General features: G+C 70.2%; 11 protein-coding genes. 3 read left to right on the top strand and 8 right to left on the bottom strand.

All coding sequences use genetic code 11. The annotated features are described in order from the left end of the window. Positions 1-263 precede the first annotated feature (263 nt). Positions 264-2,234, bottom strand: a complete 1,971-nt coding sequence (locus tag IG62_RS0135075) for a Xaa-Pro dipeptidyl-peptidase (protein WP_199812564.1) — start codon at positions 2,232-2,234, stop codon at positions 264-266. 398 nt (positions 2,235-2,632) lie between these two features. On the opposite strand from IG62_RS0135075, the gene IG62_RS0135070 reads away from it, so the two are divergent. Next, on the top strand, positions 2,633-4,120 hold the full coding sequence (locus IG62_RS0135070) for a M1 family metallopeptidase (protein WP_030813125.1): 1,488 nt from the start codon (positions 2,633-2,635) through the stop codon (positions 4,118-4,120). A gap of 107 nt (positions 4,121-4,227) precedes the next feature. On the opposite strand, the gene IG62_RS0135065 is transcribed toward IG62_RS0135070, so the two are convergent. Beyond that, on the bottom strand, positions 4,228-5,091 hold the full coding sequence (locus IG62_RS0135065) for an oxygenase MpaB family protein (RefSeq protein ID WP_030813122.1): 864 nt from the start codon (positions 5,089-5,091) through the stop codon (positions 4,228-4,230). 177 nt (positions 5,092-5,268) lie between these two features. Here IG62_RS0135065 and sph point away from each other — a divergent pair, with 177 nt between their 5' ends. Next, complete coding sequence (gene sph / locus IG62_RS0135060; RefSeq protein WP_030813119.1) at positions 5,269-6,258, top strand: sphingomyelin phosphodiesterase; 990 nt, start codon at positions 5,269-5,271, stop codon at positions 6,256-6,258. 68 nt (positions 6,259-6,326) lie between these two features. On the opposite strand, the gene IG62_RS0135055 is transcribed toward sph, so the two are convergent. The 3 genes from IG62_RS0135055 to IG62_RS0135045 form a co-directional block, all read right to left on the bottom strand. Continuing rightward, positions 6,327-6,809, bottom strand: coding sequence for a macro domain-containing protein (locus IG62_RS0135055; RefSeq protein ID WP_030813116.1), 483 nt, complete (start codon positions 6,807-6,809; stop codon positions 6,327-6,329). A 157-nt stretch (positions 6,810-6,966) separates the two neighbouring features. Further along, entirely contained in the window at positions 6,967-8,436 is a 1,470-nt protein-coding gene (locus IG62_RS0135050; RefSeq protein WP_030813111.1) for an amino acid permease, read from the bottom strand. 588 nt (positions 8,437-9,024) lie between these two features. Further along, the gene (locus IG62_RS0135045; RefSeq protein ID WP_030813109.1) at positions 9,025-9,213 is read right to left on the bottom strand and encodes a hypothetical protein; all 189 of its coding nucleotides are present in this window, start codon (positions 9,211-9,213) and stop codon (positions 9,025-9,027) included. A 162-nt stretch (positions 9,214-9,375) separates the two neighbouring features. On the opposite strand from IG62_RS0135045, the gene IG62_RS0135040 reads away from it, so the two are divergent. Then, entirely contained in the window at positions 9,376-10,131 is a 756-nt protein-coding gene (locus tag IG62_RS0135040; RefSeq protein WP_037840076.1) for a MerR family transcriptional regulator, read from the top strand. Positions 10,132-10,518: 387 nt separating this feature from the next. On the opposite strand, the gene IG62_RS0135035 is transcribed toward IG62_RS0135040, so the two are convergent. The 3 genes from IG62_RS0135035 to IG62_RS0135025 are packed head-to-tail and all read right to left on the bottom strand — an operon-like array spanning position 10,519 to position 15,136. After that, the gene (locus IG62_RS0135035; protein ID WP_030813103.1) at positions 10,519-12,723 is read right to left on the bottom strand and encodes a 3-hydroxyacyl-CoA dehydrogenase NAD-binding domain-containing protein; all 2,205 of its coding nucleotides are present in this window, start codon (positions 12,721-12,723) and stop codon (positions 10,519-10,521) included. Between the two features lie 33 nt (positions 12,724-12,756). Beyond that, positions 12,757-13,971 carry an acetyl-CoA C-acetyltransferase gene (locus IG62_RS0135030; protein ID WP_030813100.1) on the bottom strand — a complete coding sequence of 405 codons (1,215 nt, stop codon included), beginning with the start codon at positions 13,969-13,971 and terminating at the stop codon, positions 12,757-12,759. 22 nt (positions 13,972-13,993) lie between these two features. Further along, positions 13,994-15,136: an acyl-CoA dehydrogenase family protein gene (locus tag IG62_RS0135025; RefSeq protein ID WP_030813097.1), complete on the bottom strand. Its 1,143-nt coding sequence runs from the start codon at positions 15,134-15,136 to the stop codon at positions 13,994-13,996. Positions 15,137-15,150 lie beyond the last annotated feature (14 nt).

The following is a 15,150-nucleotide window of genomic DNA, read 5'->3' as shown; positions in this document are numbered from 1 at the left end:
GGGGTGCCGGGGGCCGAGGTGCGGGGTGCGGGGCTGGCCCGGGGTGGGGGCGTTGCCGGGGCGCCCGCGGTGGGCGGCCCCTGGCCGTAGGGGTGCCTCCCCGGTCCGGCGGGACCGGGGAGGCCGTCCTGGCCGGGAGGCCGGTGTGGCCGGTGTGGCCAGGAGACCGGGGAGGCCGGGGAGGCCGGCCAGACCGGCCCTACCGGGGCGACCAGGCCTGACCGGGACGACCGGGCCTGGACCGGGGAGGCACCCCAGGGCGGTCATTGCGCGCCGGGCATCCGGCTGATCGAGCGGGGCGGGGCGATCCCGTCCAGCGGTGCCGTCCGGTGGGCGGGGGCGGGGGCGGACACGTGCGCGGTGGCCCGCGCGAGGGCCGCGGGGCCGCCGGTCAGCGGCAGGCGTGCGGACGTGCGGGACAGGTCGAGGGTGAGGGTGGGCCGGGACGAGGGCGGGTCGATCAGCCCGGCGTCGGTCCCGGCCACGATCAGCGCGAGGCGGTGCCCGGCGGGCACGATGTGGTCGGTGGCGGCCAGATCGAGGGTGAGGTTGTAGGGCTTGCCCGGGGTGAGCGGGCGGCCCTTGTGGGGGTCGGCGTAGTTGCCGAGGTCGGCCCAGCCGCGGCTGAGGACGGTGTACGCGACCTTCTCGGTGTCGGCGGCGGTCTCCTTGAAACAGCCGGTGTCCCCCGTGTTGCCGGCGCCCCAGCAGGTGCGCCTGTCGAGGGTGGTGATGCCCTCGCCATCGGCTCCGTAGTTGCGGATGGTGTCGGGGCCGAGGTCCACCAGGACGGCGGAGAGGTGGGCGGTGGAGGTGCTCGGGGTCACGGTGACGGTCACCGATCCCGAGCCGGACAGCCGCAGGGGCGCGCGCAGCGGCCCGGTGCTGAACCCGGCCTTGGCGGGCGTCGGCCGGTCGATGTGGGCCGCCCAGTCGGCTTCGCCGAGCCCGGGGTCGTCGGTGAAGGTCTCGGTGGCGCCCCGGGGTGCCTTCCGGGTGCCGAGGACGCCGACGCCGGGCTCCTGGCCCGGGCGCGGGCGCAGTGTGGTGGCCGAGGTGCCGGGCGCGGGCCACTGCGGGTCGGTGGACCAGACGCCGGGGGAACGCTCGATATCGGCCATCGGAGCGCGGTCGATGCCGTTGTCGTAGCCCAGCAAATAGTGGTCGAACCAGTGGTGCAGGGTCTTGACCCAGTCGGTGCGCCGGTAGTCGAAGGGGTCGACGTGCCCGGTCTGCGAGAGCCAGATCTTGCGCGCGACGCCGTGCCGGGCGAGCGCGTCCCACCACTGACCGGCGTGCCGGGTACGGACGTTGAGGTCCTGCATGCCGTGTACCAGGAAGACGCTGGCCCGGACCTTGCCGGCGTTGCGGACGTAGTCCCGTTCGGTCCACAGCGCGGTCCAGTCACCGCTGCGCGGGGCCCCGTCGGCGAGCTTCTTCTGTACGGCGGCGCATCGTTTCTGCGCGTCCGGGCTGTCGACCGCGTGGGCGAGCGCGTCCGGGCCGGAGTCGTAGAGCGGGGCGCCCTTGGCGAAGTAGTAGTCGTACCAGGAGGAGATGCCGGCGATCGGGACGATGGTTTTCAGCCCCTTGACCCCGGTGGCTGCGACGCCGTTGGCGATGGTGGCGTCCCAGCTCTTGCCGATCATGCCGGTGCTGCCGTTGGACCAGCCGGCGGTGACGGGACTGCCTCCGGTGCGGGCGGTGTAGGCGCGGCCCCGGCCGCCCAGCCAGTCGACGACGGCCCTGGCCGACTGGATGTCGGAGCGGCCGCCGACGTCGACACAGCCGTCCGAGCGATTGGTGCCGGCCAGGTCGACGAGGACGGTCGCATAGCCGCGCGGCACGAAGTAGTTGTCGTAGAAGAGCGGGAACTGGACCGGCCGGCCGTGGGCGTCGTAGGTCTTCTTCTGGCTCTCGTTGCCGCGTCCGCAGCAGGAGTAGTACGGGCTGGCATCCATGATCACCGGTATCCGGCGGCCCTGCCGGGCCGGTTCGGACGGCCGCACGATGTCGACGGCGACGCGGTCGGTCCGTCCGTCCGCATCGCCGTCGAGCCGGGTGTCGACCCAGACCGATTCGCGTATCGCGTGGTCGTAGGAGTACACGGGTCTGCTCTCGCCGGGCGCCGCCTGCGCGGCGGCCGGCCCGATCAGTGCGGACAGCAGGGAGGCGACGGCCGCCAGCACGAGCGCTGTGAAGGGGATGCGGGGAAACCGCGCAGGGTTCGTCACGGGCGGACCGTAGCGCGGCTCAACTCCCGCGCGTAAGGGTGCGGATGGCGACGGCTGTGCGGCCGGTGACGGCCGGCGCCCCCGGGTCGTACGGGACCTGCCGGGGAGTCGGGCCCGACGGGGACGTCGGGGCCAGGGGGGCGCGTCGGGGCCAGCGGGCGGGTCGGGTCCAGCGAAGCATGCGGAGGCATCAGGTCCAGCGAAGCCGGCGGAGGCCTCGGGTCCGGCGGGGCGTACGGCGTCGGCAGACGTACGGCGCCGGCAGGGCGTACGGCGCCACCCGGGCCAGTTGGTGGTTCATGTCGGTCATGTGTCAGATCCGGCCATGTCCATGACGCTGCCCCGGTGGGCTGTCTAGGGTCTGAACCAGAGCCATCCCCCTACGAGTTGGAGGACTCGTGCGTCACAGACTCCTCGTCCCGGGCGCGGCCGCGCTCAGTCTGCTGCTGGCGATCCCGGCGTCCGCGGCCGACTTCTCCCCGGGCGCTCCGGGCGTGGGCGACACCTACTACCCCGAGAGCGGAAACGGCGGATACGACGTTTCCCACTACGACCTGCGACTCAAGTACCAGCCGAAGACGGACCTGCTGGAGGGCACGGCGACGCTGCTCGCCACGACCACCCAGGACCTCTCCCGCTTCAACCTGGACTTCGGCCTCAAGGTCAGCGAGATAAGGGTCAACGGCAAGAAGGCCACGTTCGCCACGTCCGGCAAGCACGAGCTGGAGGTCACCCCGGCCGCGCCGCTGGAGAAGGGCAGGCAGATCAGCGTCGTCGTGCGCTATGCGGGCAAGCCCTCCGAGCTGAAGATCGACGACTTCACCGCCTGGGCCCGTACGCCCGACGGGGCGGTGATCGCCCAGGAGCCGGACTCCGCCGTGTGGTGGTTCCCGAGCAATGACCACCCCACCGACAAGGCGACCTACGACATCTCGGTCGCGGTCCCGGACGGCACCCAGGCGCTCAGCAACGGCGTGCTGGCCTCGCAGACCTCCAAGCTCGGCTGGACCCGCTACAACTGGCGCTCGGACAAGCCGCAGGCGACGTATCTGACGACGCTGGCGGTCGGCAAGTTCGACATCACCACCGACACCACCGCGAACGGCCTGCCGGTGATCAACGCCGTCAGCAAGGACCTCGGCGCGAACGAGGGGTCGGCGCGGGCGAGCATCGAGCGCACCACCGAGATCACCGAGTGGCTGGAAAGCGTCTTCGGTCCGTACCCGTTCAACGCGGTCGGCGGCTACGTCCCCAACGTGCCGGCCCGGTACGCCCTGGAGACCCAGACCCGTCCGTTCTACGGCAAGAAGGCCTTCGACCGGGGCACCAACGTCTCGGTCGTGGTGCACGAGCTGGCGCACCAGTGGTACGGCGACAGCGTTTCCCTCAAGGACTGGAAGGACATCTGGATCAACGAGGGCTTCGCCGCCTACAGCCAGTGGCTGTGGTCGGAGAAGGAGGGCGAGGGCACCGCGCAGGAACTCGCGGACTACGTCTACGCCCAGCACCCGGCCGACGACCCGTTCTGGAAGGTCAAGCCGGGCAACCCGGGTGCGGAGAACCAGTTCGACGGTGCCGTCTACGACCGTGGCGCGCTCGCCCTGCAGGCGCTCCGCAACAAGGTCGGCGACAAGGTCTTCTTCGGCCTCCTCAAGTCCTGGCCGACCGAGCACAAGTACGGCAACGCCTCGGTGGCCGACTTCGTGGCGTTCGCCGAGAAGAAGTCCGGCAAGCAGCTGGCCGGGTTCTTCGACACCTGGCTGTTCCAGCCGTCCAAGCCCGCGAGCGGCGCGGCCAAGCGGGCCCTTGGCGCACCCCGCGGCCCGGTGGCGCAGCCGAAATCCTGGAAGCAGATCGCGGCCACGCACGACGTGCACGGGCACTGATGCCCGGCCGCACGCCGTCCGCCGAGCGCTGAACGGGGCGGAGCCGGGGCCGTCGTCCCCCGGCTCCGCCCTCGCTCGTCCGCCGGACGCCCCTACCGGACCGCCGCCTACCGGACCGCCGCCTGCCGCGCCGCACGCCGGGCGCGGCGGGCGATCGGCATGAAGCGCAGCCGCTCCGGAAGGACCGGGACCACCACGCGTACCACGCGTCCGAAGCGGCGCAGCCGGCGCTCCTGCGCCTCGGTCCACTCCAGGCCGATGGCGCGCCGGGCGTCCGGCGGCATCAGGCCGATCGTGACGAACCGTCGGAAGCGGGCGAAGCGCGGGCGCAGCCAGGGCCAGACCAGCCGGAGCAGCAGCCGCAGCCAGCGCGGACCGCGGTCGGGCACCGGTAGCGGCGGGTCGGGGTCGATCAACTCCCGTACCACCGCGGTCGCTTCGATCTCGGTGTCGAGGACCCGGCGGTAGTACGGCCAGAACTCCTCGACGGTCGGCGGCATATCGCGGTCCTGGATGCCCAAGACCCGCCCGACCTGGAGCCATTCCGCGTACAGCTGCCGCTCCTGCGCCTCGGTGAAGGGGCGGCCGAGGTAACGCTGGGCGTGCCGGAAGACGGGGTACCCGGTGGCGTGCACCCAGGCGTAGTTCGCGGGGGTCAGGGCGTGGTACGGGCGGCCGTGCGCGTCGGTACCCTCGATGGTCCGGTGCAGCCGGCGCAGCCGGCGCCCCTCCTCGGCCGCGCCGTCGCCCCCGTAGACCCACAGCTGCAGCGAGACCAGCGACCGCTCGCCACGCCCCCACGGGTCGGTCCGGAAGGCGGAGTGGTGGTCCACCCCGGCACCCACCGCGGGGTGCGCGACCTGCATGGTCAGCGCCGGCGGCAGGGTGAGCAGCATGCGGATGTCTCCGGCCAACGACCAGAGGACACCACCGACCGGCGGGGGTTTTGGCTGGTTTTTCTCCGTATTCATAGCATTTCTCATGATACGGCGCCGACCGGCGGCGTGTGGGCAGCGGAATCCCTGCCCGTGCCGTGCGGCCCCGGCCCTGTGTGTACATCTCATACCTCCCAGACGGTTACCTAGAAGTAATGTCAACTGGTTGGATGGCGCCGCCGGACCAAATCCCCACCCCCATAGGGAGATTCAGTGTCGAACCCAGCGCCGCGCACGCCGTCCGCAGCGGGCCTTCGCACCGCCGCTCTCGCCGCGGTCCTCGCCGCCGCGACCGTGACCGCCGCGTCCCCCACCGCCTCGGCCGCCACCGCTCCCCATCTGAAGGTGCTGAGCTACAACACCTTCCTGATGAGCAAGAACCTCTATCCCAACTGGGGCCAGGACCACCGTGCCGAGGCGATCGCGGCCGCGGACTTCTTCCAGGGCAATGACGTCGTCGTGCTCCAGGAGGCGTTCGACAATTCCTCCTCCGATGCGCTGAAGTCCCGGGCCGCCGGACAGTATCCGCACCAGACTCCGGTGGTGGGCCGTAGCCGGAGCGGCTGGGACGCCACCGGCGGCGCCTACTCGGCCGTCACCCCGGAGGACGGCGGGGTGACCTTGCTGAGCAAGTGGCCGATCCTGCGCAAGGAGCAGTACATCTACAAGGACGCCTGCGGTTCGGACTCCTTCTCCAACAAGGGCTTCGTCTATGCGGTGCTGGACGTGGGCGGCACCAAGGTGCACGTCGTCGGCACCCACACCCAGTCCACCGACTCGGGCTGCAAAGCGGGCCAGGCGGCCGCGGACCGCGCCAAGCAGCTCAAGGAGATCGACGCCTTCCTGGACGCCAAGAACATCCCGGCGGACGAGGAGGTCATGGTCGCCGGCGACCTCAACATCGACTCCCACAGCGCGGAGTACAACGCCCTGCTCAGCAACGGCGATCTGGCCCCGGCCGACAGCCGCACCGGGCACCCGTACTCCTTCGACACCCAGGAGAACTCCATCGCGAAATACCGCTACCCCGACGACCCCCGCGAGGACCTGGACTACGTGCTGCACCGCAACGGCCATGCCCGGCCCGCCGACTGGCAGAACGAAGTGGTCAAGGAGGAGTCGGCGCCCTGGACCGTCTCCAGCTGGGGCAAGGACTACACCTACACCAACCTCAGCGATCACTACCCGCTGATCGGCGGCTGAGCCCGGGCCCCTCCCGCGGCCGGCGGGCGAGGAGTCAGTGGCCGCAGACCGTCAGTCGTCGTAGACCGTCAGTGGTCGTAGACCGTGACCGGTATGCCGCGCCGGGTGAGCCGCTCGGCTATCAGCGGCTCCACCCGGGACCACTTCCCGCCCGCCAGCCCGCAGCCGATCCGCGGCATGTGGACCGACGCCCCGAGCTCCGCGGCCCGGTCCGCCACCCGGCCGAGCCCGGCGTCGATGGCCTCGTACCGGACCGGGACGCCCTTACTGCCCGTTCTGATGCCCCGCTGGCCGACGACGTTGGCCACCCACAGCCGGTCGGCGACCTGGACGAACTGGGCGGCGCCCAGCCCGAAGTCGTTGCCCGCGCGCTCGCGGTGCCATCTGCGGTAAGCCGCCTCGGGCTCCGGCCAGCGGCGGGAGAGCGCGAGGACGAAGCCCTTGCCCCAGCCGCCCAGGTCGTTGCAGACATGCGTGATGATCTTGACGCCCTTGCCCTGCGGTGCGGTGGCGTCCCCCTCGACGTAGGAAATCCCCGTGTTTTCGGTCATGTGTTCACAGTAGAGCCGACCACTGACAATCGACCGGGACCGCGCAAAGGCCGGGCGGGAGCGGGCCCGGCCGCCCGCGCACGCACGAGGGCGGCCGCGGAGGCCTTCCGGCCCGCCGCGACCGCCCTGTCGTACTCAGGCTCCGCTGGGTGCGCGACTACTCGGCCGCTTGGAGCTCCTCGCGTTCCTTGGCGATCCGGGCCACCCGGCCGCGGACCCCGAACCAGCCGGCGACCAGCGCGGCGGCGATGACCGGGATCAGCAGCACGGTCTTGCGGCCGACACCGTCGTCGAACCACATCAGCACGATGACGCCGAGCAGGAAGACGATGGTGGCGATGTCCGTGACCGGGGTGCCCGGCAGCCGGAACTTCGGTCGCTCCAGCACCCCCTCCTTCGAGCGGCGCACGAAGACCATGTGGCAGATCATGATCGTGCACCAGGTGCTGATGATGCCCAGCGCCGCGATGTTCAGCACGATCTCGAACGCCTCACCCGGGAGCCAGTAGTTCAGCCCGACACCGAGCACGCACACCGCGGAGGTGAGCATGATGCCGCCGTACGGAACCTGGTTGCGGTTCATCCGGCCGGCGAACTTGGGCGCGGAGCCGGCCATCGACATGGAGCGCAGGATCCGGCCGGTCGAGTACAGACCGGAGTTCAGGCTGGACATGGCCGCGGTCAGCACGACGAGGTTCATCACGTCGCCGGCCGCCGGGACACCGACGTTGGAGAGCACCGTGACGAACGGGCTCTGGCCGGCGGTGTACTTGTTCCACGGCAGCAGCATCGCCAGCAGGATCACCGAGCCGACGTAGAAGACGCCCACCCGCCACATGATGGAGTTGACGGCCTTCGGCACGACCTTCTGCGGCTCACCGGTCTCACCGGCGGTGACGCCGACCAGCTCGACCGCGGAGTAGGCGAAGACCACGCCCTGGAGCACGATCACCACGGGCAGCAGACCGGTCGGGAAGATACCGCCGTGGTCGGTGATCAGGTTCAGGCCCGGCGCGTGACCGGCCACCGGGTGGTGGGTGGCCAGCAGGAAGATGCCGATGAACATGAAGACGACCAGCGCGGCGACCTTGATGATCGCGAACCAGAACTCCAGCTCACCGAAGATCTTCACGGAGATCAGGTTCACCGTCAGCACGACCGCCAGCGCGATCAGCGCCATCACCCACTGCGGGATGTCGGTGAACAGGCTCCAGTAGTGCGTGTAGAGCGCGATCGCGGTGATGTCGGCGATACCGGTCGTCGACCAGTTCACGACGTACATCCAGCCGGCGACGTAGGCGCCCTTCTCCCCCAGGAACTCCCGGGCGTAGGAGACGAACGACCCGGACGACGGGCGGTGCAGCACCAGCTCGCCGAGGGCGCGCACGACGAAGAAGGCGAAGAGGCCGCAGACCGCGTACGCGACGGCCAGCGCGGGACCGGCGGAGTGCAGCCGGCCGCCGGCGCCCAGGAACAGGCCGGTGCCGATCGCGCCGCCGATGGCGATCATGTTGATGTGCCGGCCCTTGAGGCCCTTGCTGTACCCCGCGTCGCCCGCGTCCTGCTGCGCGCCGCTCCCCCCGTCAGGTGACCTGTGGGCTGTCTCGGTGACGGTTTCTGTGCTCACTGCTGGTGTATCTCGCTTTCGGGCAGGCGCTTGCGCGGTGGCCGGATCCCGCGGATCGCGCGGACGGCCGACGGCACACCTTCCCCGAAGAGCGCCCCTCCGTCTGTGGGCAAGATCACAGCGTGTATAGGCCATCCAAGATTTGTCCGTTTTTGGCACGAAATATCCGGCGGCACATTTTGAAAGTCCGGGCGAGTTCACCCGTTTCCGGCCCCCTCCTCGCCCAGCAACGCACACTTCTTGACCTGTTCCATTCGGTTTTCAGTCGGCTTCCAGTCGGTTTCCATTCGGTTCAGGCACATATTCGCCGCCGCGACACCCGGCTCGACCTCCACCCGCCCCTCGGGACAGCCCGGCCGGCTCCGACAGCGCGCCCTCGATCTCGTGACCCTGCCCGCAATCCCGCCCCGGCGCGGCCCACGCGGGTACCGGCTCCGGCTCCGGCTCCGGGGGCAGGACCAGCATCGCGACCGGTTACGACGCCACCAGGTACGACCGACCGTCACCGTGCTCCAGCCCGCCTGCTGGGTCAGCAGGCGCTGCCATCTCGGTGAGCCCCCAGGCGCCCCCAGGCACCGGCACCCATGCTCACGACCCCGAGAGGGGCTCAGACCCGCGCCACGTCCGGCGGTACCGGCGCGAAAGCACCGCCACCCACACCAGCCGCTCGAAACCGGCCGCCGCCAGCAGCGGCTCCAGCGCCTCCGCCTTGTCCGGCGCGAAGGCCGCTGCCCAGACGCGGCCGGCCCGCCACACCGGCAGGCACACCCCCGACATCCGCTCCGCAACATGTGCGAAAGGGAGGCAGCAGAGGAAGAGCAAGGATGCGCCGCAAGATCCGGCAGCTCCAGAAGAAGCCTCCACCAGGGTTCATTCCCCCAGGCTTCAGAAGGTTCCTCAAGGTTTCACAACAATGGTGAGACAGCAATACTGTTGAACATGGAGTCCGCCACCGATCTGACGGTCGACGAACTGGCCGCCCGCGCCGGCGTCACCGTCCGCACGATCCGCTTCTACAGCACCCGCGGTCTGCTGCCACCGCCGGAGATCGGCCCCCGCCGGGTCGGCCGCTACGGCCCGGACCACCTCTCGCGGCTTGCCCTCATCGAGGAACTCCAGCACCAGGGCCTCACCCTGTCGGCCATCGAGCGCTACCTGGACCAGTTGCCGCCCGACCTGAGCGCCCAGGACCTGGCCATCCACCGTGCGCTGGTGGCGAGCTGGGTCCCGGACAAGGCCGAGGACGCCACCCGTGACCAGCTGCAGCGGCGGATCGGCCGCGACCTGACCGAGGAAGACCTGGACCGGCTGGCAGCCATGAGCGTGCTCGTACGAACCGACGACCCGCAGGTCTTCCGCGTCGACCCCGGGCTGCTACACCTGGGTACCCGCCTGCTGGACGTACCGATCGCGCTGGAGACCATCCTCGCGGCGCGCACCGTCGTCATCGAGCACACCCGCTCGGCGGCCCGCGAGCTGAGCCGGCTGTTCAAGGACGAGGTATGGGGGCCGCACCGGGAGGGTGGACCGGACGCGGAGGAGATGGCGCGGATGAAGTCGCTCTCGGCCCATATGCAGCCCATGGTGGTGCAGGCACTGGTCACCGCCTTCCAGCGCTCGATGAAGCAGGAGCTGCGGGAGTGGTTCGACACGGAAGGCGCTCCGGACCGGGCGGACGGCGCTCGGGAGGGTTGATCCGCTGAGAGGGACGGAGCCCGCGGGAGCCAGGAGCGCTCGCGGGAGCCAGAGGCCCGCAGGAGCGAGGGGGCGGTGGCCCCGCGGGAAGCCAGCGGTTGGGCGTGCGCTGGGCTCGCCCGCCCTATGCCCTGGACGTCGTCCCTCCGGTGCCTTGTGTGCCGACCCTTCGTATTACGGCAACGATTACGGAGAGTGATTAGTTCCCCGATCGCTACTGACTGTAGTCGAAGCCCAAGCAGTGGAGCGGGGGCAGGCGAGGAGGCGGGAAGGGCCCGGGGCGAGGGCGGTCATCAGTCGCGCCCGCCCCGTCCCCTGGCTCGCCCCCGACCCGTCCCCGCACCCGGCTCCTGGCTCACCTCCGGCCCCGGCCCTGCCCCCGGCCCCTCAGTCGCTGAGCTTCTCGCCCCTTTCGGCCTTTTCCACCAGCAATGCGGGGGGCGCGAAGCGGTCGCCGTAGGCCGTCTGGAGCTCCCGGGCGCGGGTCACGAAGCCGGGGAGGCCGACGAGGTCCTCGCGGCCCGGGCCGCCCTGGTAGCCGTTGATGTACTGGATCACGCCGCCGGTCCATCCCGGGAAGCCGATGCCGAAGATGGAGCCGATGTTGGCGTCGGCGACCGAGGTGAGGACGCCCTCCTCGAAGCAGCGGACGGTGTCCAGCGCCTCGGAGAAGAGCATGCGTTCCTGCATGTCGATGAAGGGGATCTCGGCGCCTTCGCGGGCGAAGTGCTCGCGCAGGCCCGGCCACAGACCGGCGCGGCGGCCGTCCTCGCCGTACTCGTAGAAACCGGCACCCCCGCTCCGGCCGGGGCGGCCGAACTCGTCGACCATCCGGTCGATGACCTCGTCCGCCGGGTGCGGCTGCCAGGTGGCGCCGGCCTCCTCGGCGGCCCGTCGGGTCTCTTCGCGGATCTTGCGCGGCAGCGTCAGGGTCAGCTCGTCCATCAGGGACAGCACCTTGGCGGGGTAGCCGGCCTGGGCGGCGGCCTGTTCGACGGAGGCCGGTTCCAGGCCCTCGCCGATCATCGCCACGCCCTCGTTGATGAACTGGCCGATGACGCGGGAGGTGAAGAAGCCCCGCGAGTCGTTGACCACGATCGGTGTCTTCTTGATCTGGCGGACCAGGTCGAAGGCGCGGGCCAGCGCCTCGTCGCCGGTCCGCTCGCCCTTGATGATCTCGACCAGCGGCATCTTGTCGACCGGTGAGAAGAAGTGCAGCCCGATGAAGTCCTGGTCCCGCTCGACGCCTTCGGCCAGCAGCGTGATGGGGAGGGTGGAGGTGTTGGAGCACAGCAGGGCGTCGGGCGCGACGATGTGCTGGATCTCCTTGAACACCTTGTGCTTGAGGGCGACGTCCTCGAAGACCGCCTCGATGACGGCGCCGCAGCCCGCGAGGTCGCCGGGCTCGGCGGTGGGCGTGATCCGGGCGAGCAGTTCGTCGCGCTTCTGCTCGGTGGTACGGCCTCGGGAGAGCGCCTTGTCGAGCAGCCCCTCCGAGTACGCCTTGCCCTTCTGCGCCGCCTCCAGGGTGACGTCCTTGAGGACGACCTGGATGCCCGCCTTGGCGCAGGCGTAGGCGATTCCGGCGCCCATCATGCCGGCGCCGAGCACGGCGACCTTCTCGACCGTGCGAGGTTCGATGCCCTTGGGGCGGTTGGCGCCGGAGTTGACGGCCTGGAGGTCGAAGAAGAAGGCCTGGATCATGTTCTTGGAGATCTGGCCGGTGACCAGCTCGACGAAGTACCGCGCCTCGATGGTCTGCGCGGTCTCGAAGTCGACCTGGGAGCCTTCGACGGCCGCGGCGAGGATGTTGCGCGGGGCCGGGTACGGCGCGCCGTTGAGCTGCTTCTTGAGGTTGGCGGGGAACGCCGGGAGGTTGGCCGCGAACTTCGGCTGGGCGGGGGTGCCGCCGGGGATGCGGTAGCCCTTGGCGTCCCAGGGCTGCTGGGACTCGGGGTGTTCGTCGATGAAGGCGCGGGCCTTGGTGAGGAGTTCGTCGGGGGTGGCCGCGACGTGGTGGATCAGTCCGGCGTCCTTGGCGCGGGTGGCGTTGTACTGGGTGCCCTGGAGGAGCACCTTCAGCAGGGCGTCGGCGATGCCGAGCAGTCGTACGGTGCGGGTGACGCCGCCGGCGGCGGGCAGCAGGCCGAGGGTGACCTCGGGCAGGCCGATCTTGGTGGCGGGGGTGTCGAGGGCGATGCGGTGGTGGCAGGCCAGCGCGATCTCGTAACCGCCGCCCAGTGCGGCGCCGTTGATGGCGGCGACGACGGGCTTGCCGAGCGTCTCCAGGCGGCGCAGGTCGCGCTTGATGCCCAGGCCGGACTCGAAGGCCTGCTGGGCCTGGGCGGGGGTGACGGCGATCAGGTCGCGGAGGTCGCCGCCGGCGAAGAAGGTCTTCTTGGCGGAGGTGATGATGATGCCGCGGATGCTGTCCTTCTCGGCCTCCAGGCGGTCGACGACCGTGGTGAGGGAGGTCTTGAAGGCGTTGTTCATGGTGTTGGCGGACTGGTCGGGGTCGTCCAGGACCAGGGTGACGACGCCGGTCTCGTCCTTTTCCCAGCGGATGGTCGACAAAGCTGCGGGTTCACTCATGGTGCGTACTCCGTGGTGGGTGGGACGAGGGGGTCAGAGGCGCTCGATGACGGTGGCGATGCCCATGCCGCCGCCGACGCAGAGGGTGGCCAGGCCGTAGCGCTTGTCCTGTCGTTCGAGTTCGTCGACGAGGGTGCCGAGGATCATGGCGCCGGTCGCGCCGAGGGGGTGGCCCAGGGCGATGGCGCCGCCGTTGACGTTGACCTTGTCGAGGCTCAGGCCCATGTCCTTGACGAAGCGGAGGACGACGGCGGCGAAGGCTTCGTTGATCTCGACCAGGTCGATGTCGTCGATGGTCAGGCCGGCCTTGGCGAGCGCCTTGCGGCTGGCGGGGGCGGGGCCGGTGAGCATGATCGTCGGTTCGGAGCCGGAGACCGCGGCGGAGAGGATCCGGGCCCTGGGGGTGAGGCCGTAGCGCTCGCCGACCTCCTTGTTGCCGATGGCGACGAGGGCGGCGCCGTCGACGATGCCGGAGGAGTTGCCGGCGTGGTGGACGTGGTCGATCTTCTCGACCCAGTGGTATTTCTGCAGGGCGACCGCGTCGAATCCGCCGGCGTCCCCGATGGTGGCGAAGGAGGGTTTGAGGGCGGCGAGGGAGTCGGCGGTGGTGCCGGGGCGCATGTGCTCGTCGTGGTCGAGGACGGTGAGGCCGTTGCGGTCGCGCACGGGGACGACGGACCGGTCGAAGCGGCCGTCCTTCCATGCCGCGGCGGCCCGTTCTTGGGACAGTGCGGCGAACTCGTCGACGTCGCGCCGGCTGTAGCCCTCGATGGTGGCGATGAGGTCGGCGCCGATGCCCTGGGGGACGAAGCCGGTGTCGAAGTTGGTCATCGGGTCGGCGAACCAGGCGCCGCCGTCGGATGCCATCGGAACGCGCGACATGGATTCGACGCCGCCCGCGAGGACCAGGTCTTCCCAGCCGGAACGGACCTTGGCGGCGGCCATGTTGACGGCTTCGAGGCCGGAGGCACAGAAGCGGTTCTCCTGGACGCCGGCGACGGTGTCGGGCAGGCCGGCGGCGATCGCGGCGATCCGGGCGATGTCGGAGCCCTGGTCGCCGACGGGGCCGACGACGCCGAGGACGATGTCGTCGATCGCGGCCGGGTCGAGGCCGGGGAAGCGGCGGCGTACTTCGTGGATCAGGCCGACGACCAGGTCGATCGGCTTGGTGCCGTGCAGCGCGCCGTTGGCCTTGCCGCGGCCGCGCGGGGTGCGGATCGCGTCGTATACGTACGCTTCGGAACTCACTGGTAAGCCTTTCCGGGGAGGGTTAGCCGAGCAGGGAGCGGCCGATGATCTCCTTCATGATCTCGGTCGTCCCGCCGTAGATGGTCTGGATGCGGCCGTCGGTGAAGGCCTTGGCGACGCGGTATTCGGTCATGTAGCCGTAGCCGCCGTGGAGTTGGAGGCAGCGGTCGGCGACGCGCTTCTGGAGTTCGGTGGCCCACCACTTGGCCATGGAGGCGTGTACGGCGTCGAGGGTGCCGTCGGAGTGGTCGGCGATGCAGCGGTCGAGGAAGGTGCGGGTGACGGCGCATTCGGTGGCCATTTCGGCGATCTCGAAGCGGATGTGCTGGAGCTTGGAGAGCGGCCGTCCGAATGCCTCGCGTTCCTTGACGTATTGGGTGGTGATCTCCAGGAGGTGCTCGGCGGCGGCGATGCCGGCGACGGCTATGCCCATGCGTTCCTGTGCGAGGTTGGTCATGAGGTGGACGAAGGCGCCGTTGAGCTCGCCGAGGAGGTTCTCCTTGGGGACGCGTACGTCGCGGAAGAACAGTTCGGCGGTGTCCTGGGATTTCTGTCCGATCTTGTCGAGGTTGCGGCCGCGTTCGAAGCCTGCCGTCCCGCGTTCGACGACGAGCAGGGACAGGCCGTGTGCGCCGCCCTCGGGTGTGGTCTTGGCGACGACGATGACGAGGTCGGCGAGGATGCCGTTGGAGATGAACGTCTTGGAGCCGTTCAGCAGCCAGTGGTCGCCCTTGTCCTCGGCGGTGGTGCGGATGCCCTGGAGGTCGGAGCCGGCGCCCGGTTCGGTCATGGCGATGGCGGTGATGATCTCGCCGGTGCAGAATCCGGGGAGCCAGCGCTGCTTCTGTTCGTCGGTGGCGAGGGAGGTCAGGTAGGGGCCGATGATGTCGTTGTGCAGGCCCAGGGCGAGTCCGGGGGCGCCGGCGCGGGTGAACTCCTCGGCGAGGACGGCGCTGTAGCGGAAGTCGGGGTTGCCTCCGCCGCCGTACTCCTCGGGCACCGCCATTCCCAGCAGGCCCTGTCTGCCGGCCGCGCGCCAGGCGTCGCGGCTGACGATGCCGTCCTTCTCCCATTGTTCGTAGTGGGGCGTCACCTCCTTGGCGAGGAAGGTGCGGACGGTTTCCCGGAAGGCCTCGTGGTCCTCGGCGAAGATCTGGCGCGGCAGCTGGGCGGTCATCT

The sequence above is a fragment of the Streptomyces sp. NRRL S-337 genome (genome assembly GCF_000720175.1).
Taxonomy (GTDB): domain Bacteria; phylum Actinomycetota; class Actinomycetes; order Streptomycetales; family Streptomycetaceae; genus Streptomyces; species Streptomyces siderophoricus.
This window is presented reverse-complemented; position numbering and strand designations above follow the sequence as displayed.